Genomic DNA, 22124 nt, shown 5'->3' on the forward strand with positions numbered 1-22124 from the left:
CTTGAGCGCGCGGCGCATCGCTTCGGGATAATCGCCGCTGTCGAAGTGCTTCTTGGTGATGTTGTCGAACGGCATCTGCTCCGGACCGGGCAGATTGCGCAGGCGAACGTCGCCGGGCTCAAGGCCTGCTTCCGCAGCGACGAGATCGAGCATCAGTTCGAGTGCAAAGCAGACGCCGGTGCGCGCGACGCCGCGATAGGGCAGGATCGGGCATTTGTTGGTGGCAACCGAGAAGGTGCGGCACCGATAGGCCGGCATCTTGTAGGGGCCGGGCAGGATACTGACCACCTGCGCGGCTTCAAGGCAGGCGGAGAATGGGTAGGATGAGTAGGCGCCGGAATCCACCAGCGCCTCGCAATCGATGCCGCGCAGCGTGCCATCGCGATCGGCATAGACGGTGATCTTGTAGAAATGCTCGCGGCAGTTCGCTGCGGCGGTGAGGTGTTCGCGGCGATCCTCGATCCAGCGCACCGGGAAACCGCGCTTCATGGTCAGCCATGACAGGCAGACTTCTTCCGGAAGCAAAATGCCTTTATGCCCGAAGCCGCCGCCGACATCCGGCGAGACGATCCGGATCTGTCCTTGATCCATCTCAAGGCAATCGGACAGGCCGTTGCGCACGATGTGCGGCATCTGGCTTCCCGAATAGAGCGTGAGCTGATCGAGACGATGATCGTAAGTGGCGACGACACCCCGGCCTTCGAGCGGCGACATGCATTGCCGCGCGGTCGAGATTTCGCGCGTCACCTTGATCGGGGCGTCGAAAGCGGAGTCGATATTGGTCTCGAAGAAGCTTTCGAGAAAGACGTTGTCGCCCCAGTGCTCGTGCAGCAGCGGTGCGCCGGGCTCCAGCGCTTTGCGCATGTCATAGACAGCGGGCAGTTCCTCGAGATCGAGCGTGACGGAGGCCGCAATGTCTTCTGCCTCCGCACGCGTCGGCGCAACGCACATGGCGATCAGCTCGCCCACCTGGCGCACTTTTCCGGTGGCGAGGATCGGTTGATCGGAGACCTTGAAGCCATTGAGCGACGTCACCGCGCGGATCGGCTTGATGCCGACCAGATCCTCGGCCGTGAACACCACGTCGCGGTAGCGTTCCGGAACATGAATGCCCTTGATCCGCGCATGGGCGAGGGGACTGCGCACGAAAGCGACGTCCTGCAATCCGGCCAGCCGGATATCGCCGACGAACTGGCCGCGGCCGCGCATCAGGCGATCGTCCTCCTTACGGGGTACGCGTGCGCCCACACCCTGCCTTGAGGCAGGGCTGGCTGGCGCGATGTCACGCTCGTTGCGCATCGACGAACTCCCGGTATCTTCCGATCTGACTTGCAAGCCTCAGGCCGCGATGGCTTCGGGCAGGATCGGTGCAACGGCGTCGTAGCGGGTGCCGGCGCGCAGGCAGAAGGCTGGCTGCAACAGGCCGTCCGAGACGGTCTTGGTGTCCTCGTTGTCGCGCAGGATGAACTTGCCCGGCACCTGCGAGAGTACCGAGACGTCGGCGTCGAAGCCGACTTTGAGCGAGCCGATCTGGTCGGACATGCCGATCATCCGGGCCGGGTTCGCCGTGACCATCGGCACCACCTGCTCGAGCGTCAGGCCGAGCGCCATCATCGAGCTCATCGCCTGCACCAGGCTGAACTTCGCCTGGCCCTTGAACGGGTGGTTCTCGTCATCCTCATGCTCTTCCGGCGTGCCGGCAGGCGCGGGCATATGCGTGTTGTAGCCATGGATGTCGGCGCCGAGCGTGTTCGGCACGATGCCGGCGGCGATCGCCTTCTTCGCCAGACGATAGGAGAAGTGGCTGCCATGACCGACATCGACCTTGAGGCCGCGATCGATTGCCGCCTGGATGACCGGATGCACCTCGCCCTCGCGATTGACGAAGCCGCCGGGATGCCGCGTGAACGGATGCGCCAGCACATCGCCTTCCTTGAGCAGCGGGATCACGCGCTCGAGGATCGTGTCGACGTCCTCGCCATTGTTGCCGCTTTCGGGCAGGCCCCAGAGCTGGCCAAAATGCACATAGACCGGCAGCTTGGAGCGCTTGCCGATTTCCGCCGCCATCTCGATGACGCGGATGCCCCATCGCGCGAAGCCGCCGATTTCCGCATGGGCCTTGATGCCTTTCACGAGATCCGGATTGGCGACGGCAGACCTCACGGTCGCATCGATGTCGACGCAGTCCGGGCTGTAGAGATTGGGATAGAGGTGGCCTTCGAGGCCGCCGACGAGATAGGCGGAGAGAAATGCATAGACGCGCGACTTCGCCGGCTCTGCGATGAAATGACGGAAGCCCGGCAGCGTCATGCAGGACGGGCCGCCCTGATCGATCAGCGTGGTGACGCCGGACTGGACGCCCACCATGTCCGGATTCATGCCGAAGCGGCCGGAGACATATTGGAACACATGACCATGCGTATCGATCAGGCCCGGCAGAACAAGCTTGCCGGTGACGTCGATCACCTCACGCGCGCTGGTCGGTAGAATGTCGGACTGAACTGCAGCGATCTTGCCGTTGCGAATGGCGACATCCTTCATGCCGTCGATGCCGGCTGCGGGATCGATGACGCGGCCGCCGCGCAGCAGAGTGTCATATGAGGCAGTAACGGACATGATCAGTCTCCAAATTCCTGGCGCTTAGTTCGTCCCGTCCGGCATTTACGTACCGAAAATACGAAGCATGCTTCGTATTTGACTAAAGCAAGGGGTGTGCCAAGATTGATCAAACGCAATTTGCCGGCGCGAGTCGGCCATCGGAGATGCGAGTTGTCGGCTAAGAAAACGACGCGTGGTGCTGCCACGCACAAACCCTGGCCGCTGGAGCAACGGCCCGGTTACCTGATCCGCCGGTTGCATCAGATCCACGTCGCCCTTTTCCAGGAGGCGTGTGCAGGCTTCGACATGACGCCGCTACAATACAGCTTGCTGTCGGCGCTAGCGGTGCGCGGAACGGCCGATCAGACCAGCTTAGCTGCTGATATTGCTCTGGATCGTACGACCACGACCGGCGCGCTCAAGCGGCTGGAAGCGCGTCAGCTGGTGGAGCGGCCGGTGAGTGACGACGATCGCCGCGCGCGTGTCTGCAAGCTGACACCTGCCGGCGTTTCGTTGCTCAGCCGGATCGAAGGTGCAGCGCGTGAGGCCCATCGCCAGACGCTCGCTCCCCTCAGCCGACCGGAACAGGAGCACCTGGTCGCCATGATGCAGCGCATCGTGACCGTGCACGCGGAAGATCTGGGGGATTCTTTCTCACCAGAATGACGTAGATCTGCGTTTAGAATGACTAAAAAGTTGTCACCTCTGTCATCAATTCAGGCAGGGAGGCAGCAGCGAGATCGGGAGGCGGTCAATAGGTGCCGTACAATGCCATCAAGAAATTTGGCCGACGGTTGCATAAAGTTGTTCCGAACCAGCTATGGGGTCGTGACGAGGGGCGATGTCGTTACGTCGACCGCTCGCAATGGCGGCGGTTCAAGTAACGAGCCGTACGAGGAGAGGGAGAAAAGTCTGAACGTCGCGCCGAAACGGAGCGCCAGCAGGGTCCCGCGAGCCCGGTTCAACGGCTTGATCTGGCGACTTGTCACGCGCGCAACGCCAGAAATTCACGGCAACAGAACGCCGGAACTTCTACACTCGGTAGTCGCTCATTCCACTCTGCGCTCTCCAAGCAGGACGATCACGATGTCCGCTCATAGCGGAAAGCGGACGTTACTGCATCTCCACCAGCTGACGCTGCGACTGCAATCCGGTGGTCGGCGTCCTCAAAAATTGCAGCACACGCCGAACGTATCCGTCCCGGACGCGAGGTGCCGCATCGGCACCTCAGAGAGGACAGTTGTGCGACGCGCGGTGTCTGCCGTTCACTTCGTTGTCATTGTAATTCCGGCGGAAAGTACCGATAGCCTAAGAATAGTCCTGACCAGATTGAAGGGTTATTCGATATAATCGGCATGAGGTCATATTCGGAGTTCATGAGTGCGCCGAGAAGATCTGGTTGACCTGTACGCCTTCATGGTCGTTGCCGAGGAGCAATCCTTCACCCGCGCCGCCGTGAAGCTCGCAACCTCGCAGTCCGCGCTTAGCCACACAATCCGGCGCCTTGAGACCAGTCTCGGGGTGCGACTGCTTACGCGAACGACGCGCAGCGTTGCGCCGACCGACGCTGGTGAGCGTTTGCTCAAAACGTTGTCGCCTGCGCTAGAGAATATCTCCGCCGAGTTCTCAAGCGTGCGGGAGCTTCGCGAGAAGCCGGCTGGAAATATCCGCATCACAGCATCGGATCACGCGGTGAACACGATCCTGTGGCCTGCACTCGAAAAGTTTTTGCCGAAATATCCGGACATCCAACTCGAGATTGATGTCAATGCGGGTTTCAAGGACATCGTGACGGATCGTTTCGACGCGGGGGTGCGGCTGGGAGAATCAGTCGCCAAGGACATGGTCGCGGTGAAGATCGGGCCCGAGCTCCGCATGGTTGTTGTCGGCGCCCCTTCATATTTCGCTCGCTGTGCGAAGCCCCGTAATCCGCAGGACCTTTCTGATCACGCTTGCATCAATCTGCGACTTCCAACATCAGGCGGCCTGTATGCCTGGGAACTGCAGAAGGGAAGGCGTGAGACGAAGGTGCGGGTCGATGGCTCTCTCGTCTTCAGCAACACGGCGATGATTGCCAAGGCGGCCGCGGCCGGTTTTGGTCTCGGTTTCGTGATGGAGGACACGGTCAAGGATCATCTCTGCGACGGTAGTCTGGTTACGGTGCTCGACGAGTGGTGCGCGCCGTTCGATGGCTACTTTCTCTATTATCCCAGCCGACGACAGCCGACTGCAGCGTTTTCCTTGCTGGTTGAAGCATTGCGGTACCGCGGTCCATGAGTGTCCGCGACAGAAGCACGCAGTATTGATGAAATAACGATATAAGTTCATGCGGTGTACGGCGGCTATTCCGCTGCTGCACCGCGAAACTAATCTGGCCTTCAAACGGTTCTAATCCGGCGCCGTAAGCGCACCGTTCGATGAAAGGTCCAGATATGCAGAAATCCGTCCTGGAGATGTCCAGGCGCGATCTCATGATCGTAGCCGGCGCATCAGCCGTAGCCTCCACAGTACCGTCTCGCGCCGGCGCTCAGTCTTCCCAACCGATCCCGACCGAAGCGCTCGCTCCACCCACCAAAGTCACCTTCGAGGTGAACGGCCAGGCGCGGGATCTGGCGCTCGACAACCGGACCACGCTTCTCGACGCGTTGCGCGAGCATATCCACCTGACTGGCACGAAGAAGGGCTGCGACCACGGACAGTGCGGCGCGTGCACCGTCATGGTCGATGGTCAGCGCATCAACTCCTGCCTGACGCTCGCCGTCATGCATGAAGGCAGCAAGATCACCACCATCGAAGGGCTCGGCTCCCCGGAGAACCTGCATCCGATGCAGGCCGCCTTCATCAAGCACGACGGCTATCAGTGCGGCTACTGCACGCCCGGTCAGATCTGTTCGTCCGTTGCGGTGCTCGAGGAGATCAAGACCGGCATCCCGAGCCATGTCAGCGCCAGCCTGACCGACGCGCCCCAGTTCAGCGAGGTCGAACTGCGTGAGCGCATGAGCGGCAACATCTGTCGTTGCGGCGCCTATTCGAACATTGTCGAAGCTGTCACCGAAGTCGCCGGGAGGCGCGCATGAGATCCTTCACCTATGAAAAGGCCAAGGGCCCGGCCGAAGCCGCCCAGGCCGCGGCCACCAAGCCGAACGCAAAGTTCATCGCTGGCGGTACCAATCTTCTCGACCTGATGAAGCTCGAGATCGAGACGCCCGCCCACCTGGTCGATGTCAACGGGCTTGGTTTCGACACGGTCGAATCTACCACGGAAGGCGGCCTCCGGATCGGCGCTCTGGTCCGCAACACGGCGCTTGCCGCCGACGCGAGGGTGCGCCGCGACTATGGCCTGCTGTCGCGGGCATTGCTCGCTGGCGCGTCGGGCCAGTTACGAAACAAGGCAACGACCGCGGGCAATCTGCTGCAGCGGACGCGCTGTCCCTATTTCTACGACACCAACATGCCGTGCAACAAGCGCACGCCTGGCAGCGGATGCTCGGCGATCGGCGGGGTGACGCGCACGCTCGGTGTCATCGGCGTCAGCGATTCTTGCATCGCGACCCATCCGAGCGACATGGCAATCGCCATGCGGGCGCTCGACGCCACCGTTGAGACTATCGATCCCTCCGGAAAGACGCGTTCGATCCCGATTGCCGACTTCCATCGTCTGCCGGGCGACACGCCGCATATCGAAACGGCGCTCACGCCTAACGAACTCATCACATCGGTGACGTTGCCCAAGCCAGTTGGCGGCAAGCAGATCTATCGGAAGGTCCGCGACCGCGCGTCGTATGCATTTGCGCTGGTATCGATCGGCGCGATCGTGCAGCCGGACGGCACCGGACGTGTTGCGGTCGGCGGCGTTGCACACAAGCCCTGGCGCGTGGAAGCGGCAGAAGCCGAATTGCCGCGCGGTGCAAGGGCGACCGCGGCCCGGCTGATGGATGGTGCCAAGCCCGCTCACGACAACAAGTTCAAGCTGGCGCTCGTTGAACGCACGCTTGCGTCCGTCCTCGCCGAAGCGAAAGGCTGAGCCATGAAATTCGATACTCCCGCCACCACCAATCCCATCGACCAACTCAAGGTCGTCGGTCGCGCGACTGACCGCATCGATGGACCGCTCAAGACGACGGGACGGGCCCCATATGCCGCCGAGCGCCATGACGTCGCGCCAAATCAGGCCTACGGCCACGTCGTCGGCAGCGCGATCGCCAAAGGACGCATCGAGGCGATCGACGTTTCGGCAGCGAAGGCCGCGCCCGGCGTCGTCGCGGTGGTGACGACCCTCGATGCGTCTCCGCTCCCGAACGGACCGATGAACACTGCCAACCTGTTCGGTGGCGCTGACATTCAGCACTACCATCAGGCCGTCGCGCTGATCGTGGCGGAGACATTCGAACAGGCGCGTGCGGCGGCGGCACTGGTCCGGGTCAAATACAGCGCCGCGCCCGGCGAGTTCGATCTCGCCGAGGCAGCGCCTGGGGCGCCGATCGTCAAGGGAAGCGAGCAACGGATCGGCGAATTCGAAGGTGCCTTCGCCGCAGCGTCCGTTAAGCTCGACGAGACCTACACGACGGCCGACGAAAGCCACGCGATGATGGAGCCGTTCGCGTCGATCGTGTCCTGGCAGGGCGAGAAGCTGACGATCTGGACGAGCAACCAGATGATCGCTTGGGCCAAGCGCGACATTTCCAAGGCGCTCGGTCTGAAGCCGGAAAATGTCCGCGTGGACTCGCCGTATATCGGCGGAGGATTCGGCGGCAAGCTGTTCGTGCGCGCGGACATGGTTCTCGCGGCACTGGGTGCCCGCGCTGCCAGGAGGCCGGTAAAGGTCGTGTTCAGCCGTGCCCTGATCGCCAACAACACAACGCACCGCCCGGCTACCATCCAGCGCATCCGGATCGGCGCAACGCCGGACGGCAAGATCTCGGCGATCGCTCATGAAAGCACGTCGGGCAACTTGCCGAAAGGTAAGCCGGAGACCGCGGTCAATCAGACAAAACTCCTCTACGCCGGAGCGAACCGACTGACGGCCATGCGGCTTGCGGAAATCGATCTGCCGGAAGGCAACGCCATGCGCGCGCCGGGCGAGGCGCCCGGTCTCCTGGCGCTGGAAATCGCCATGGACGAGATGGCGGAAAAGCTGAAGATGGATCCGATCGAATTCCGGATCCTCAACGACACGCAGGAAGACCCGCAAAAGCCGGGGCGCAAGTTCTCGCAGCGTCAGCTCGTCGAGTGCCTGAGGCTCGGAGCCGAGCGTTTCGGCTGGAGCCAACGCAACCCGAAGCCGGGATCCGTGCGCGACGGACAGTGGCTGGTCGGCATCGGCATGGCGGCCGGATTCCGGAATAACCAGCTCACCAAATCCGGCGCGCGCGTGCGCCTCGACAAGCGGGGCATCGTGACGGTCGAGACCGACATGACCGACATCGGCACGGGCACCTACACCATCATCGCACAAACGGCCGCCGAGATGATGGGCGTCGGCCTCGATCGCGTCGTCGTCAAGCTCGGCGATTCCGATTTCCCCGTATCTGCCGGATCTGGTGGTCAGTGGGGGGCGAATAACTCAACTGCTGGCGTATACGCCGCCTGCGTTAAAATGAGGGAGGCCGTGGCGCAGAAGCTCGGCTTCAACTCGGCCGACGCGACGTTCTCGGACGGCCAAGTAGAAGCCGGCAATCGCAGCGCCGGTCTCGCCGACGCAGCACGGGACGGCGAGCTTTTGGCGGAAGATGCGATCGAATACGGTGATCTGTCCAAAACATACCAGCAGTCGACGTTCGCCGGTCATTTTGCCGAAGTAGCGGTGGACCGTTTCACCGGGGAGAGCCGCGTGAGGCGGATGCTCGCTGTCTGCGCGGCCGGCCGTATCCTGAATCCGAAATCGGCGCGTAGTCAGGTGATCGGTGCGATGACGATGGGCGTGGGCGCGGCGTTGACCGAGGAACTGGCCGTCGATACCCGACGCGGATTTTTCGTCAATCACGACCTTGCTGGCTATGAGGTTCCTGTCCATGCGGACATCCCGCATCAGGAAGTGATCTTCCTAGATGAAACCGATCCTATCTCCTCGCCGATGAAGGCCAGAGGAGTCGGAGAGCTCGGCATCTGCGGCGTCGGCGCGGCGCTGGCCAACGCGATTTACAACGCAACCGGCGTCCGTGTGAGGGACTATCCGATCACGCTGGACAAGCTGCTCGAGCACATGCCAGCGGCCTGACGCCATCGGCCAGAGCCACTGTCGTCCCGCGCGACGGTGGCTTCCGCGCTGCTCGTGGAGCCCATTAGTGAAACTCATGATGCTGTGCATGGCGGCTCGCTATGATCGTCAGCGAAGCTGCGGCGCAGTTCCGGAAGCGACAGCCTGCGGTTAAGTCGCCGCCCGATGTGCCGTAGTCATTGTCAAGGTGCTGAGCAATGGCGGCGATGAGGGATGATCCTAACTAGGAGGACAATCGCTGCCGCAAGAGGAGAACATCAATCCTGTGACACGGACAGGAATATGCGCGCGCTCGGCCACGCGAATTTCACGCCCTCGGAGATGGCGGATTTAACCGAAGCCGAGCGATCGGGAGTTAGGCGGAGCCGCGCAAGAACAGCGAAGGTTGGAAACGACGCACGTCTTGGTGCGTTGCCCGTCACTAGCTTGATGTCCAATCTGGTGCAAAGCGGACGTTCTCGCATCGTCTTCCCGGATGTCGAACGTGGAAGTCGCGGTGGGCGGCGCTCCTACGCCGATAATGGAGAGGCGAGGACATATTCTGTCGTCACGCTATTCTGTTGATCGTCACGCGATAGCGCATTCAGGATTAGGTTTTCGCCGCGAAGGCGCGATAGCGTGGCCAATGCGCGGTCGCGGTCGCCTTCCAGCAGTTGACCGAGATTGCTGACCGCGGCATTCGGCTTGCGTTGGCGGATCGCCCTCAGCGTGGCTGCAATGAAGTCCGAACTCATGCGGCGGAGGTCGCTGTTTTGGTAATCGAGCGGGGTTTTCCAGATCGTGGTCCAGACTGTGTGATTGGCGAGATCGGTTAGCAACTCCACCAGCAGCTCATTGCCCGAGCCGCGCGCGATCGTCTTGACGGCGCGGGTCATTGTGCGTGCGAAGGCGATGGGGTCGTCGACCTCGATCAGTGCTTTCAGTTCGTCGCTGCGGCGGGCGAAGGTGTCGATATAACTTTCGATCGGCGTGGTCGCCATGGTGCGCACGGCCAGCATCGACAATGCGGTACGCACATTGAACAGATCGGCCACCGATTTCAGCGACAGCGGTTTGATGTAAGCGCCGCGGCGCGGCCGCAATTCGACGAGGCGGCGGCGCTCAAGGATACGGATGGCTTCGCGGATGGGGCCGCGGCTGACGCCGAAATCGCGTGCCAGATCGAGTTCGACCAGACGCTCGCCGGCCTTGCGTCGGCCGGACACAATCTCGGCACCGAGTTCTTCGGCCACCTGGTCGGGCAATGTGCGCGGCGCAAATCTGCGTTCACTCCCGCGGTCTTGTTCAGTCGATGGCGTGCGAAGTACCGCGGCCATGACGTTCTCCTTCGCAAATCGTTCCGGATCGCGGAATGCCCGCGGGTCATGCGACAACAATCTCTTCGTACCGCGGAAGTCAATTGTTGACAATTGACAATCGGTGACCTTTCATCGGTGCATCGTCGCGCAAACGATACCGGCACGAAGCTGGATGCGCGACACGAAGTCCCGGCGACAGATCGGGACGTCAGGGAGGTAACGATGGCAGCAACGCCTGTGCTGGCTTTTATCCAGCCGATTACGCTTCAGCCGCATTGCGTTGGCGGTCTTTCATGTGCGCGCTACTGTCCTGCGGAAGGCGTGGCGCCCGTCGAAAGTCATCTTCATTCACACGCCGATTGATGTCGCGATGATGGGCATGGCCGACATCTCGACGGCAACTGATCCGGGTACGCGCCGAAGCGAGGCAGCCGCCGCGTCTGCTCAGCCTTTGCTGGATGTGCGCAATCTGTCGCTGTCCTTCGCCACGGCGCGCGGAGCACTGCCGATCACACGGAATGTGAATTTCACTATCGCGCCGGGCGAGCGTGTCGGTCTGGTCGGTGAGAGCGGTTGTGGCAAGACCGTGACGGGGCTGTCGTTGTTGCGGCTGCTGCCGCCGCAGTCCGCGCGCATCGAAGGCGAGATTATCTTCAACGGCGTTAACTTGTCCTCGCTGTCGCCGCGAAAACTGCGCGCCATTCGCGGCCGCGAGATCGCGATGATCTTTCAGGAGCCGATGAGTGCGCTTGATCCGGTGTTCACGGTGGGGGACCAGATCGCTGAAGCCTATCGCATTCACTTCCCTGTCAGCCAGGCGGAAGCGCGCGAGCGCGCGATCCAGGCGTTGCGCGATGTGGGCATTCCCGCGCCGGAGCGGCGCTGCGATGAATATCCGCATCAACTGTCCGGCGGCATGCGTCAGCGCGTGATGATCGCGATGGCACTGATCTGCGAGCCAAAACTTTTGATCGCCGATGAGCCGACCACGGCGCTCGACGTGACTGTCCAGGCGCAGATCACCGATCTGTTGCGCTCTCTCAGCGAGCGCACCGGAACCGCATTGATCTTCATCACCCATGATCTCGGCGTCGTCGCGGAGACATGCACGCGCATGATCACCATGTATGCCGGGGAGGTGGTCGAGGACGCGCCGGTGGACGACGCGCTGATGCGGCCGCGCCATCCTTATACGTCGGGCCTGCTGCGTTCGTTGCCGAGCCTCAGCGAGCGCCGTGGTGTTCTGGCGTCGATCCCTGGCCGCGTGCCGTCGCCCAATGCTATGCCCGCGGGCTGCCGGTTTCGCGCCCGCTGCAAGCATGCGGCCGCCGGCTGCGAACGCGAGCAGGCGATGGTCGAGACCAACGCGCTGCGCACTGCGCGCTGCTGGCGCGCACCCGAACTCGAACTGCCGGGAGCGGTGAACTGATGGCACCGCAGAGTAAAGATCACGGCGTGCTCGCGGTTCGCGATCTGCGTATCCTGTTCCCGACCCGCGACGGCCGCGACACGGTCAAGGCGATCGACGGCATGGATTTCGACGTGCAGGCCGGTGAGACCTTCGGCATTATCGGCGAATCCGGTTCTGGCAAGACCACGCTTGGCCGTGCGCTGGTGTCGCTGTTGCCGCCGACCGAAGGTCAGATACTGCATGACGGGACCGATACCGCGGGGCTCGGAACAGGTGCATTCCGCAAGCATCGACGCGACTATCAGATCATTTTCCAGGACCCCAATGCCGCCCTCAATCCGCGCATGACCATCATCGACAGCGTCGTCGAGCCGATGGAAATCATGCGGGAGGGCAATGCGGAATCGCGCCGTCGCCGGGGCATTGAGGTGCTGGAACGTGTCGGCTTGTCATCCGAAGCGGCGGATCGCTATCCGCACCAACTCTCGGGTGGCCAGAAGCAACGCGTCAACATCGCCCGCGTGCTGACGCTGCGGCCGAAAGTGATTGTCTGTGACGAGGTGGTGGCTGCGCTTGACGTCTCCATTCGCGGCGACGTGCTCAATCTGTTTGCCGACCTGCAGCGCGAATTCGGTCTGACTTACGTTTTCATTACCCACGATATTTCGGTGGTGTCACATATCTCCGATCGCATCGCAGTGACCTATCTCGGCAAGCTCATGGAACTCGGTCCGGCGGAAGACGTGGTCGAGCGTCCGCTGCATCCCTATACGCGCGCGCTGCTGTCGGCCGAGCCCGTCCCATTGCCGGCGCATCTGCGCGTCGATCGCCGCATCATTCTCGAAGGCGAAATTCCGAGCCCGGTCTCGCCACCTTCCGGCTGCCGCTTCCGCACGCGCTGCCCATCAGTTCAGCCGCGCTGTTCTGCAGAAATCCCCAAATGGCGCGAGGTCAAATCCGGGCATCGCGTTGCCTGCCACTTTGCCACGGCCGATGGGCCACCACCGAATAATCAGAAGACGCCAAACGCGTCATTGCCATTGGGAGAAACAGCATGCGTGTGATCGATCTCGGGAGTCGGCAATTGCGTCGTCGTGACATTCTGGCGCTGATGGGCGGCGTTGCTGCCGCCGGCGCGCTGGGCATGCCGGCTTTTGCGCAGGAAGCGAAGAAAGGCGGCGTGCTGAAGGTCGGCGCTCCCGCCAATCCGTCGTCGCTCGATCCCGCCACTGGCGGCGCCGGATCTGATCACAGCATCCTCTGGACCATGTATGACACGTTGGTGGAATGGGACTACGACACGCTGAAGCCGAAGCCCGGCATGGCGAAATGGGCATTCCCTGATCCCAAGACCATGGTGCTGGATATCACCGACGGCATCAAATTCCATGACGGCACGGCCATGGATGCCGAAGCGGTCAAGTTCAATCTCGAACGCAGTCGCTCGGACCAGCGCTCGAACGTCAAGCCCGATCTGTCGAGTGTGGACACGGTCGAGGTGACGGGCCCGCTGCAGGTGACGCTGAAACTGAAGAACCCAGATACCGCGCTGCCGGCGATCTTGTCCGACCGTGCCGGCATGATGGTGTCGCCGACCAATATCAAGGCGCTCGGCAACGACACCGATCGCAAGCCGGTCGGGGCAGGGCCGTGGAAGTTCGTGAAGTGGAATGACAACGAGATCATCGTCGTCACCCGCCATGAAAACTACTGGCGTAAGGGCCGCCCGTATCTGGACGGTATCGAGTTCAACATCATCACCGAGAATGCCACGGCATTGCGTTCGGTGGTCGCCGGCCAGAACGATATGGCGTTCCAGCTGCCGGCGCGCCTCAAGCCGGTGATCGAGCGCGCCAAGAATCTCGAGACGGTGACGTCTCCGACGCTGTATTGCGTGCAGCTCTACTTCAACTATGCCCGCGCACCGCTCGACAATGTGAAGGTCCGGCAGGCGATCAATTTCGCGCTGGATCGCGATGCCTTCGTCAAGGCAACGTTGAGCGGCCTCGGCGAGCCCGCCCGGATGACTCTGCCAAGTTCGCACTGGGCCTTCAACAAGGCTGTCGCCAATACCTATCCGCATGACCCCGAGAAGGCCAAGAAGCTGCTTGCGGAAGCCGGCTTCAAGGATGGGCTGGAGCTGACCATCGGTGGCTACACGGATCAGGACTCGGTGCGTCGCGGCGAGGTGATCCAGGAGCAACTCGGCAAGGCCGGCATCCGCCTGAAATTCACCCGCGGCACCATCGCCGAAATCAGCGCCCAGTTTTTTGCTACCGAGAAGAAGTTCGATCTGCTCGTCTCGGCCTGGACCGGTCGTCCCGATCCCAGCATGACTTATGCGCTCGGTTTCGATCAGGGGGCCTATTACAATGCCGGTCGCACTGCCGATCCCGAACTGTCAAAGCTCATCAAGGAGAGCCGCGAGAGCGAGGACTTGGCCAAGCGTGCGGAGGTCTTCGCCAAGATCCAGAAGATTACGGTGGAGACCGCACTATCGGCGCCGCTGGCGTTCCAGTTCGAGCTCGATGCGCTGTCCGCCAAGGTCAAGGGCTTCAAGCCCAATCTACTCGGCAAGCCGAAATTCGCAAACATCTCCCTCGGATAACGCGACGGGGCCGCGCCTTGGCGCGGCTCCATCCTCCGGAGTGATCTGCTCTATGAGACATTCAGCACGGCTCCGTATCGTCGGTCGTCGCCTGTTACAGGCGATTCCGGTGATCGTGTTGTCCACCTTCATCGTGTTCGGGCTGCTCAAGCTGGTGCCGGGCGATATCGCGGTCACGCTTGCGGGCGACAATGCGTCCGATCAGCGCATCGCCGAGATTCGCGAGATCTATGGGCTCAATCAGCCGTTCCTGGTGCAATACGGCGCGTGGCTGTTCAAGGCGCTGCATGGCGACCTCTCGAATTCGCTGATCTCCAACGAGGCCGTGCTGACCTCGATCCAGCGCTGTCTGCCGCACACGCTGCTGATCGTTACGTTGGCATTGATGATCGCGCTTATCGTCGGCATCCCGCTCGGCATTGCGGCAGCGACCAAGCCTGGCTCATGGATCGATAGCACCGTGATGGCGATTGCCTCGCTCGGGGTGGCTGTACCAAACTTCTGGCTCGGCATGCTGCTGGTGGCGTTCTTCGCGTTGCAGCTGAACTGGCTGCCAGCAACCGGCGCGGCATCGCTGCTGAAGGATCCGTGGGGTGCGCTCAGCCACGCCATTTTGCCGGCGGTTGCATTGGCCTCCGGCGGTATTGCCGAAGTGGCGAGGCAACTGCGATCGTCACTGGTCGAGATCCTGTCGTCGCAACAGGTGCGGACGCTGCATGCCAAGGGATTGCCGCCATCCTCTATTCTATGGCGACACGGCTTGAAGAATGTCAGCGTTAATTTGTTGACTGTGGTCAGCCTGCTGGCCAACCGCATGCTAGCGGCGACCGTCGTGGTCGAAGCGGTGTTCGCCATTCCCGGCATGGGTGGCTTGATCGTCAATGCCGCCATGAATCGCGATTTCCCGGTGGTGCAGGGCGTCGTCTTCACCATGGTGCTGATCGTCGTCAGCCTCAATCTGCTGACCGACATTCTCTACAGCGTCCTCGATCCGAGGATTTCATGATGACCGATGCCGCTTTGACCATGCCGCAGCCGCGGCGCCCGCGTCGTCTCGCCGGCTTCGGCCGCTGGCTCCTGACCGATATCCGTGGGGCGGTGAGCCTTGGCTTCCTTCTAGCGCTGATGCTGATCTCGGTGCTGGCACCATGGATCTCGCCCTATAAACCGACCGCGCAGGATCTCGATGCCTCGTTGGCCACCATGTCGGCGCAGCACTGGTTGGGCGCCGACGATCTCGGCCGCGATACGCTCAGCCGTTTGATCTATGGCGGCATGGCATCGCTCTATGCCAGCTTTCTTGCGGTCGCCATCGCAGTGCTGATCGGCGTGCCCGTGGGTGTAGTGGCCGGTTATCTCGGCGGTTGGGTGGATACGGTCATCAGCCGTATCATCGATAGTTTCCTCTCATTCCCGGCTATCGTGCTGGCAATTGCTGTGACCGGTGCGCTCGGCATCGGTCTGACTAATGGCATGATCTCGGTCGGCATCGTGTTCTCGCCGCAACTGGCGCGGCTCGTCCGCGCGCGCACGCTGGTGGTGCGAAACGAGCTCTATGTCGATGCTGCCCGCTGCTTTGGCGGCTCGACGACACGCATCCTGTGGCGACATGTCCTGCCCAATGCGATCCAGCCGGTCATCGTGCAGGTTACCTTGCTGCTGGCAGCTGCACTGCTCGCCGAAGCCAGCCTCAGCTTTCTTGGCCTCGGCATTCAGCCGCCGGATCCTAGCTGGGGGTCGATGCTGGCACGCGCCTATCAGAACATGGAGATCGCGCCGGAGCAGATGTATCCGCCCGGCCTTGCCATCCTGTTCACGGCTCTGGCCTTCAACACTCTGGGTGAATCGCTGCGCGTCGCCCTCGATCCAACAATGAAACGTAACTGACAAAAGCCGGGGAACACGGTGATGACCGCAAAGCTCAACGAAGCCGACTATCTCGCCAGATTGCATGACCTGTGGGCCAAGGCTTGGCCGAAGGGGACGCCGACCAAGCCGAATTACATTCATGGCGAAGTGGCGCTGACCGAGTATCTGCGCGCCTGGGCGAAGCGGCAGCCGGAAAAGCCTGCGGTGATCTTTTACGGCCATGTCACCACCTATGGCGATCTCGATCGCGAGAGCGATCGCTTCGCGGCGCTGTTGATGGAGAAGGGCGTACGAAAAGGCCACCGCGTCGCCGTGTTCATGCCGAATTGCCCGCAATTCCACATCGTGTTCTTCGGCATTCTGAAGTTGGGCGCCATTCATGTGCCGGTCAGCCCGCTCTCGCGCGCCTTCGAGCTGGCTTACGAGCTCAATGACACCGATGCCGAAGTCATCGTGGCGCTGGATCAGCTCGCGCCTGTGGTCGATCAGGTTCGCGGCGAGACCAAATTGCGCGAGGTGATCGTGACATCCTTCGCTGATGTCATTCCGGATCAGCCCACCATTCCGGTGCCGGAGTCCATCCGCGGCCCGCGCATCGCCGTTCCCGGCGCGACTGATCTGCTGCCGGCGCTGGCTGCGTTGCCCGAACCGAAGCGGCTGCCGCCGGCTGATCTCGATGACATTGCTGCGCTGAACTATACGGGCGGCACCACGGGCATGCCGAAGGGATGCGTGCATACCCAGCGCGACATGGTCTACACTGCCGCAGCCAATCACGGCATCTCCGTCGTGTCCCGCGAGGACAGCGTCTACCTGTCGTTCTTCCCGGAATTCTGGATCGCCGGCGAGAATTTTGGCCTGATTTTTCCGCTTTTCGCTGGTGCAACTCTGGTGCTGCTCGCGCGCTGGGATGCGGTCGGCGCACTGTCGGCGATCGATCGTTACAAGGTCAACATCACGGCGATGCCGGTCGATGGTGCTGTGGAGCTGATGGATCATCCGCGCTTCAAGGATTTCGACCTGTCCTCGCTCAATCAGGTCCGGGTCGTCTCCTTCGTGAAGAAGCTCAATCCGGACTACCGTAAGCGTTGGAAGGATCTCACCGGCATCATTCTGGCCGAAGCCTCCTGGGGTATGACCGAGACCCACACCTCGAATACATTCGTTGCGGGCTTCCAGGACAACGATTTCGATCTGTTGTCGCAGCCGATCTTTGTTGGGCTGCCGGTGCCCGGCGCCGAGTTCAAGATCACGGATTTCGAGACCGGCGAACTGGTCCCGCTCGGTGGCGAGGGCGAGATCCGCGTCCGCACGCCGTCGCTGCTCAAGAGCTACTGGAACAAGCCGCAGGCGACGGCAGAGTCGCTGGTTGATGGCTGGCTGCGCACCGGTGATATCGGCACCATCGACGAACAGGGCTTTTTACACTTCCTCGGTCGCCGCAAGGAGATGCTCAAGGTCAAGGGGATGAGTGTGTTCCCGCCGGAGATCGAGGCGCTGCTCGGCCAGCACCCGAAGGTGCTTGGCTCGGGCGTGGTGGGGCGCGACGATGCCGACAAGGGCCAGGTGCCTGTCGCCTATATCCAGCTTAAGCCGGAAGCCATCGGTAACACTACGCCGGGCGAAATCCAGGCGTGGTGCGCGGAACGTATGGCTGTCTATAAAGTGCCGGAGGTCCGCATCATCGACGCATTGCCGATGACCGCCACCGGCAAGGTCAAAAAACAAGAACTCAACGCCAACGCGCCGCTGTGAGCGGCGCGACCTTGGCGCAAAAAGTCGGAGACGCGTATGTCCTTTCGTAAGTTGCTGATCGCCAATCGCGGCGAGATCGCCATCCGTATCGCGCGCGCCGCCGCCGATGCGGGCCTCGCCACGGTCGCCATCTATCCGGCCGATGACGCGCAATCGCTGCATGTACGCATCGCCGACGAGGCGCAGGAGATCCCCGGCCGCGGTGCGCGCGCTTATCTCGATATCGAGGGTGTCATTGCTGCCGCCAAGGCAGCCGACTGCGACGCGCTGCACCCCGGTTATGGCTTTCTTAGCGAGAATGCCGATCTGGCGCAGCGCTGCGCGGAGGAGGGCATCACTTTTGTCGGCCCGTCGCCGGAAAACCTGAAGCTGTTCGGCGACAAGGTGGCTGCCAAGCAATTGGCCAAACGCTGCGGCGTACCGATCATCGCCGGCACCGCCGGGCCATCGACACTGGAAGAGATCAAGGCATTCTTCGCGTCGCTTGGCGATAGTGCCGCCGTCATGATCAAGGCGATGGCCGGCGGCGGCGGTCGTGGCATGCGCGTGGTCGAGCGCGCCGCCGATCTCGATGATGCCTATGCACGCTGCCAGTCTGAGGCCAAGGCGGCCTTCGGTTATGACGGCGTCTATGCCGAGCGGTTGATCCGCAATGCCCGGCATATCGAGGTGCAGATCATCGGCGATCGCCACGGCCATGTCAGCCATTTGTGGGAGCGTGAATGCACCATCCAGCGCCGCAACCAGAAGCTGGTGGAAATCGCGCCGAGCCCGTCGCTTACCGATGCGTTGCGCAATCGTATCGTCGAGGCGGCCAGGCAACTGGCCAGCGAGGCGAAATATGACAGCCTCGGCACGTTCGAATTCCTGGTCGATGGTGAGGCCGGGGAGGGCGATGGCGCCTTTGCTTTCATCGAAGCCAATCCGCGCCTGCAGGTCGAACATACGGTGACTGAGGAAGTGCTGGCGATCGATTTGGTGCGGTCGCAGCTCGCGGTGGCCGATGGTGCCACGCTGGCCTCACTGCATCTCGATCAGGCCGAAGTGCCGAAGCCGCGTGGCTTCGCCATGCAGCTTCGTATCAATATGGAGACCATGGATGCATCGGGCGCGACGCAACCGACCGGTGGCACGCTCGCGGTGTTCGAGCCGCCAGCAGGGCCGGGGGTGCGCGTCGATACATTCGGTTATGCCGGCTATCGCACCAGCGCGGCCTTTGACTCGCTGCTGGCGAAGGTGATCGTGCATACGCCGCTGGCTTTTGCCGATGTGGTGGCGAAGGGGACGCGGGCGCTGCGCGAATTCCGCATCGAGGGCGTCGCCACCAATGCTCCCTTTATCCAGGCGATCCTCGCGCATGGTGATTTCCGCGCCAATCGCGTCAGCACGAGTTTCATCGATCGCCATGTCGCCGATCTCGTCGGCGCTGCACAAGGGATGACTTCGTCGCTGTTCGAATCGAACGGCACCACGGCGCAGCACACGTCGACCACGGTCTCTGAACCGGTGCCAGAAGGCAGCATCGCTGTCGCCGCGCCGCTGCAAGGCACCATCGTGGCGATCCAGATCAAGGAGGGCGATATCGTGCGGCCGGGCCAGCAGCTCGCCGTGATCGAATCCATGAAGATGGAGCATCTCGTCACCGCCGGGCAGGGTGGCCGGGTCACGCACATCGCCGCGGCTGATGGCGTCACGCTGATGCAGAACGAAGCGATCCTCTATCTCGAACCGCAGGATGTCGCCGGCGACGCCGTCACCGAGGAAGCGGCGATCGATCTCGATCACATTCGGCCCGATCTTGCAGAACTGCTGGCACGGCAGGCCAACACTTATGACGAGAACCGTCCGGCCTCGGTGGAGCGGCGGCGCAAGACCAATCAGCGCACAGCGCGCGAAAATATCGCGCAGCTCGTCGATGACGGCTCCTTCATGGAATATGGCAGCCTCGCCATTGCGGGCCAGCGCCGTCGCCGGTCCATCGACGATCTCATCAAGAACACCCCGGCCGACGGCCTCATCGCCGGCACCGCCACCGTGAATGCCGCGCAATTCGGCGATCACGGGGCGCGCTGCATGGTGATCTCCTATGACTATACCGTGCTGGCCGGCACCCAAGGCCATATGAACCACAAGAAGATCGACCGCATGCTGACGCTGGTCGAGCAATGGCGGTTGCCGCTGGTGTTCTATGCCGAAGGCGGCGGCGGTCGGCCCGGCGATACCGATCGCCTCGGCCTCACCGGCCTCGATGGTCCGTCCTTCGTGCAATTCGCGAAACTCTCCGGACTTGTGCCGGTGATCGGCGTGGTGTCGGGTTATTGCTTTGCCGGCAATGCGGCGATGCTCGGCTGCTGCGACGTCATCATCGCCACCAAGAACGCCTCCATCGGAATGGGGGGCCCGGCCATGATCGAAGGCGGCGGCCTCGGCGTCTATCATCCGGCCGAAGTCGGCCCGGTCTCATTCCAGTCGCCAAATGGCGTCGTCGATATTCTGGTCGAGGACGAGGAAGAGGCGACAACCGTCGCGCAAAAATACCTGTCCTATTTCCAGGGAGCGGTGACCGAGTGGAAAGCCGCCGATCAGCGCCTGCTGCGCCGTGCAATTCCGGAAAACCGGTTGCGCGTTTATGACATCCGCAATGTCATCGATCTGATCGCGGATGAAGACTCCGTGCTGGAAATCCGTCACGATTTCGGCATCGGCATGATCACTGCCTTTATCCGGATCGAGGGCAAGCCGTTCGGCTTGATCGCCAATAATCCAAAACATCTCGGCGGCGCCATCGATGCGGAAGCCGGCGACAAGGCGGCGCGGTTCATCCAGCTGTGCGATGCCTTCGACATTCCCATCGTCTCGCTCTGCGACACGCCAGGCTTCATGGTGGGGCCGGAGGCGGAGAAGACCGCGATCGTGCGGCATGTGGCGCGCATGTTCGTTACCGGTGCCAGCATCACGGTGCCCCTATTCGGCATTGTGCTGCGCAAGGGTTATGGGCTCGGTGCACAATCCATGATCGGTGGCGGTTTCCACGCCTCCTTCTTCACGGCGGCCTGGCCGACCGGCGAATTCGGTGGCATGGGGCTGGAAGGCTATGTGCGGCTTGGCTTCCGCAAGGAGATGGAGGCGATCGCCGATCCCGTGGAGCGCGAGACCTATTACAAGAACAAGGTCGCCGAGCTCTATGCCAATGGCAAAGCCACTTCGATCGCCTCGGTCATGGAGATCGACAATGTGATCGATCCCGCGGAAACGCGGCGCTGGATCATGGCTGGCCTGCGGTCGGTGCCAGTGCCACCGGCGCGCGGTACGCGCAAGCGTCCCTGTGTCGATACCTGGTGACCAATCTCTATTTGGAGTGATGCGATGACGACTGCATTCGAGACCGATATCCAGGACAGCGACGGCGCGCTGCATGGCCCGTGGCGTCAGCCGCGGCAAATGCTGAACGCACAGACCTATGACTCGCATGCCTCGATCCATGACGATGCCACGGCACAGAAACTTGGCTTCAAAGGCGGGACCATCGAGGGCCCGACCCATTTCAGCCAGTTCGCGCCGCTCGGCGCACGCCTATGGGGCGATGCGTGGTTCGAGAGCGGCTGCATCTCCGCGCATTATCGCAATGCCGCCTATGAAGGCGACGAGGTGCAGGCGATCATCGAGAAGCCCGCGGATGGCGCGCGCCATGCGGCGATCCGCATGATCAACCGCGACGGCACCGAGATTTTGCGCGGCAGCGCATCGGTCGGCGGCGATGCGTCGCCGTCCGCGCTCGATCTGCGACTGACCGAGTTGAAGCCGCTGGCCGATCCGGTCATCCTCCGCGATGTCACTATCGGCATGACCACGGCGCCGCAGACAGTGCGGATGAATCTCGACCAGCATATGGGTGACCTTTATCCATTTTCGCTGGCGCAGAAGTTGAAAGTCATCACCGAACCGTCGCGCTATTACAGCGGCAGCGACACGCCATGGCGACGCGCCATCATCCCAATGGAAATGCTGAGCGTGCTGTTCCAGCACACGAGCAAGCAGGACGGCCTGCCGGTGAAGGGACCGGCTGTCGGCCTATTCGCGGATCAGGAGATCCGTGTGATCGCGGGGCCACTCTTCGTCGGCGAGGATTATCGCGTTCAGCGCAAGGTGGTGGCGCTATCCGGTAGCAAGCGCACCGAAAGCCTCTGGGTCCGCACCGAGGTGCGCGACGCCAGCGAGCGGCTTGTGGCAACGATGCTGCTGAATCTCGCGACGTTGAAAGAGTCATACGGACCGTATCGGACAGAGCACGCGGCGCTATACGAAACGGCAATCTGACCAATTCGGCCTGTGCTTGACATCCGCTCATGGCGCCAAGCGGACTGAGCG

Annotated in this window: 16 protein-coding genes; 13 read left to right on the forward strand and 3 right to left on the reverse strand. The window is 62.1% G+C overall.

Going from position 1 to position 22124, the window contains the following annotated elements:
* Window positions 1–1299 (reverse strand): xanthine dehydrogenase family protein molybdopterin-binding subunit (locus ACIQ17_RS03470; RefSeq protein ID WP_398465414.1); only part of this gene is annotated, 1299 nt, incomplete at its 3' end.
* 39 nt (window positions 1300–1338) lie between these two features.
* Complete coding sequence (locus ACIQ17_RS03475; protein ID WP_398465416.1) at window positions 1339–2616, reverse strand: amidohydrolase/deacetylase family metallohydrolase; 1278 nt, start codon at window positions 2614–2616, stop codon at window positions 1339–1341.
* A 153-nt stretch (window positions 2617–2769) separates the two neighbouring features.
* On the opposite strand from ACIQ17_RS03475, the gene ACIQ17_RS03480 reads away from it, so the two are divergent.
* The 5 genes from ACIQ17_RS03480 to paoC all read left to right on the forward strand — a co-directional run bounded on the left by ACIQ17_RS03480 (window position 2770) and on the right by paoC (window position 8815).
* The gene (locus tag ACIQ17_RS03480; RefSeq protein ID WP_398465418.1) at window positions 2770–3264 is read left to right on the forward strand and encodes a MarR family winged helix-turn-helix transcriptional regulator; all 495 of its coding nucleotides are present in this window, start codon (window positions 2770–2772) and stop codon (window positions 3262–3264) included.
* 714 nt (window positions 3265–3978) lie between these two features.
* Window positions 3979–4875 carry a LysR family transcriptional regulator gene (locus ACIQ17_RS03485; RefSeq protein WP_398465420.1) on the forward strand — a complete coding sequence of 299 codons (897 nt, stop codon included), beginning with the start codon at window positions 3979–3981 and terminating at the stop codon, window positions 4873–4875.
* A 155-nt stretch (window positions 4876–5030) separates the two neighbouring features.
* Window positions 5031–5675: an aldehyde dehydrogenase iron-sulfur subunit PaoA gene (paoA, locus tag ACIQ17_RS03490; protein ID WP_398465422.1), complete on the forward strand. Its 645-nt coding sequence runs from the start codon at window positions 5031–5033 to the stop codon at window positions 5673–5675.
* Window positions 5672–6622, forward strand: a complete 951-nt coding sequence (locus ACIQ17_RS03495) for an FAD binding domain-containing protein (RefSeq protein WP_398465424.1) — start codon at window positions 5672–5674, stop codon at window positions 6620–6622. The genes paoA and ACIQ17_RS03495 overlap by 4 nt, the downstream gene beginning before the upstream one ends.
* Window positions 6623–6625: 3 nt before the next feature.
* A complete protein-coding gene (gene paoC, locus ACIQ17_RS03500) occupies window positions 6626–8815 on the forward strand; it encodes an aldehyde oxidoreductase molybdenum-binding subunit PaoC (RefSeq protein ID WP_398465427.1) in 2190 nt (729 codons plus the stop codon).
* Between the two features lie 509 nt (window positions 8816–9324).
* On the opposite strand, the gene ACIQ17_RS03505 is transcribed toward paoC, so the two are convergent.
* Window positions 9325–10131, reverse strand: coding sequence for a GntR family transcriptional regulator (locus ACIQ17_RS03505; protein WP_398465429.1), 807 nt, complete (start codon window positions 10129–10131; stop codon window positions 9325–9327).
* Between the two features lie 361 nt (window positions 10132–10492).
* Between ACIQ17_RS03505 and ACIQ17_RS03510 the strand changes: the two genes are divergently transcribed.
* The 8 genes from ACIQ17_RS03510 to ACIQ17_RS03545 are packed head-to-tail and all read left to right on the forward strand — an operon-like array spanning window position 10493 to window position 22073.
* Window positions 10493–11542: an ABC transporter ATP-binding protein gene (locus tag ACIQ17_RS03510; protein ID WP_398465492.1), complete on the forward strand. Its 1050-nt coding sequence runs from the start codon at window positions 10493–10495 to the stop codon at window positions 11540–11542.
* Window positions 11542–12588 carry an ABC transporter ATP-binding protein gene (locus tag ACIQ17_RS03515; protein WP_398465431.1) on the forward strand — a complete coding sequence of 349 codons (1047 nt, stop codon included), beginning with the start codon at window positions 11542–11544 and terminating at the stop codon, window positions 12586–12588. The genes ACIQ17_RS03510 and ACIQ17_RS03515 overlap by 1 nt, the downstream gene beginning before the upstream one ends.
* Window positions 12579–14132 carry an ABC transporter substrate-binding protein gene (locus ACIQ17_RS03520; RefSeq protein ID WP_398465433.1) on the forward strand — a complete coding sequence of 518 codons (1554 nt, stop codon included), beginning with the start codon at window positions 12579–12581 and terminating at the stop codon, window positions 14130–14132. The genes ACIQ17_RS03515 and ACIQ17_RS03520 overlap by 10 nt, the downstream gene beginning before the upstream one ends.
* A gap of 52 nt (window positions 14133–14184) precedes the next feature.
* Window positions 14185–15138, forward strand: a complete 954-nt coding sequence (locus tag ACIQ17_RS03525; protein ID WP_398465435.1) for an ABC transporter permease — start codon at window positions 14185–14187, stop codon at window positions 15136–15138.
* Complete coding sequence (locus ACIQ17_RS03530; protein WP_398465437.1) at window positions 15138–16019, forward strand: ABC transporter permease; 882 nt, start codon at window positions 15138–15140, stop codon at window positions 16017–16019. Before ACIQ17_RS03525 ends, ACIQ17_RS03530 begins: the two co-directional genes overlap by 1 nt.
* A 21-nt stretch (window positions 16020–16040) precedes the next feature.
* The gene (locus ACIQ17_RS03535; RefSeq protein WP_398465439.1) at window positions 16041–17756 is read left to right on the forward strand and encodes an AMP-binding protein; all 1716 of its coding nucleotides are present in this window, start codon (window positions 16041–16043) and stop codon (window positions 17754–17756) included.
* 36 nt (window positions 17757–17792) lie between these two features.
* On the forward strand, window positions 17793–21098 hold the full coding sequence (locus ACIQ17_RS03540; protein WP_398465441.1) for a carboxyl transferase domain-containing protein: 3306 nt from the start codon (window positions 17793–17795) through the stop codon (window positions 21096–21098).
* A gap of 24 nt (window positions 21099–21122) precedes the next feature.
* A complete protein-coding gene (locus ACIQ17_RS03545) occupies window positions 21123–22073 on the forward strand; it encodes a hypothetical protein (protein ID WP_398465443.1) in 951 nt (316 codons plus the stop codon).
* The last annotated feature ends 51 nt before the right edge of the window (window positions 22074–22124 follow it).

Source organism: Tardiphaga sp., from assembly GCF_044340795.1.
GTDB lineage: Bacteria > Pseudomonadota > Alphaproteobacteria > Rhizobiales > Xanthobacteraceae > Tardiphaga.

What these genes read in the sequence shown, in the direction of transcription:
- ACIQ17_RS03475 (WP_398465416.1), bottom strand. Translation starts at nt 2,616, where the DNA reads ATGTCCGTTACTGCCTCATATGACACTCTGCTGCGCGGCGGCCGCGTC.
- paoA (WP_398465422.1), top strand. Translation starts at nt 5,031, where the DNA reads ATGCAGAAATCCGTCCTGGAGATGTCCAGGCGCGATCTCATGATCGTA.
- ACIQ17_RS03495 (WP_398465424.1), top strand. Translation starts at nt 5,672, where the DNA reads ATGAGATCCTTCACCTATGAAAAGGCCAAGGGCCCGGCCGAAGCCGCC.
- paoC (WP_398465427.1), top strand. Translation starts at nt 6,626, where the DNA reads ATGAAATTCGATACTCCCGCCACCACCAATCCCATCGACCAACTCAAG.
- ACIQ17_RS03505 (WP_398465429.1), bottom strand. Translation starts at nt 10,131, where the DNA reads ATGGCCGCGGTACTTCGCACGCCATCGACTGAACAAGACCGCGGGAGT.
- ACIQ17_RS03510 (WP_398465492.1), top strand. Translation starts at nt 10,493, where the DNA reads ATGGCCGACATCTCGACGGCAACTGATCCGGGTACGCGCCGAAGCGAG.
- ACIQ17_RS03515 (WP_398465431.1), top strand. Translation starts at nt 11,542, where the DNA reads ATGGCACCGCAGAGTAAAGATCACGGCGTGCTCGCGGTTCGCGATCTG.
- ACIQ17_RS03520 (WP_398465433.1), top strand. Translation starts at nt 12,579, where the DNA reads ATGCGTGTGATCGATCTCGGGAGTCGGCAATTGCGTCGTCGTGACATT.
- ACIQ17_RS03525 (WP_398465435.1), top strand. Translation starts at nt 14,185, where the DNA reads ATGAGACATTCAGCACGGCTCCGTATCGTCGGTCGTCGCCTGTTACAG.
- ACIQ17_RS03530 (WP_398465437.1), top strand. Translation starts at nt 15,138, where the DNA reads ATGACCGATGCCGCTTTGACCATGCCGCAGCCGCGGCGCCCGCGTCGT.
- ACIQ17_RS03535 (WP_398465439.1), top strand. Translation starts at nt 16,041, where the DNA reads ATGACCGCAAAGCTCAACGAAGCCGACTATCTCGCCAGATTGCATGAC.
- ACIQ17_RS03540 (WP_398465441.1), top strand. Translation starts at nt 17,793, where the DNA reads ATGTCCTTTCGTAAGTTGCTGATCGCCAATCGCGGCGAGATCGCCATC.
- ACIQ17_RS03545 (WP_398465443.1), top strand. Translation starts at nt 21,123, where the DNA reads ATGACGACTGCATTCGAGACCGATATCCAGGACAGCGACGGCGCGCTG.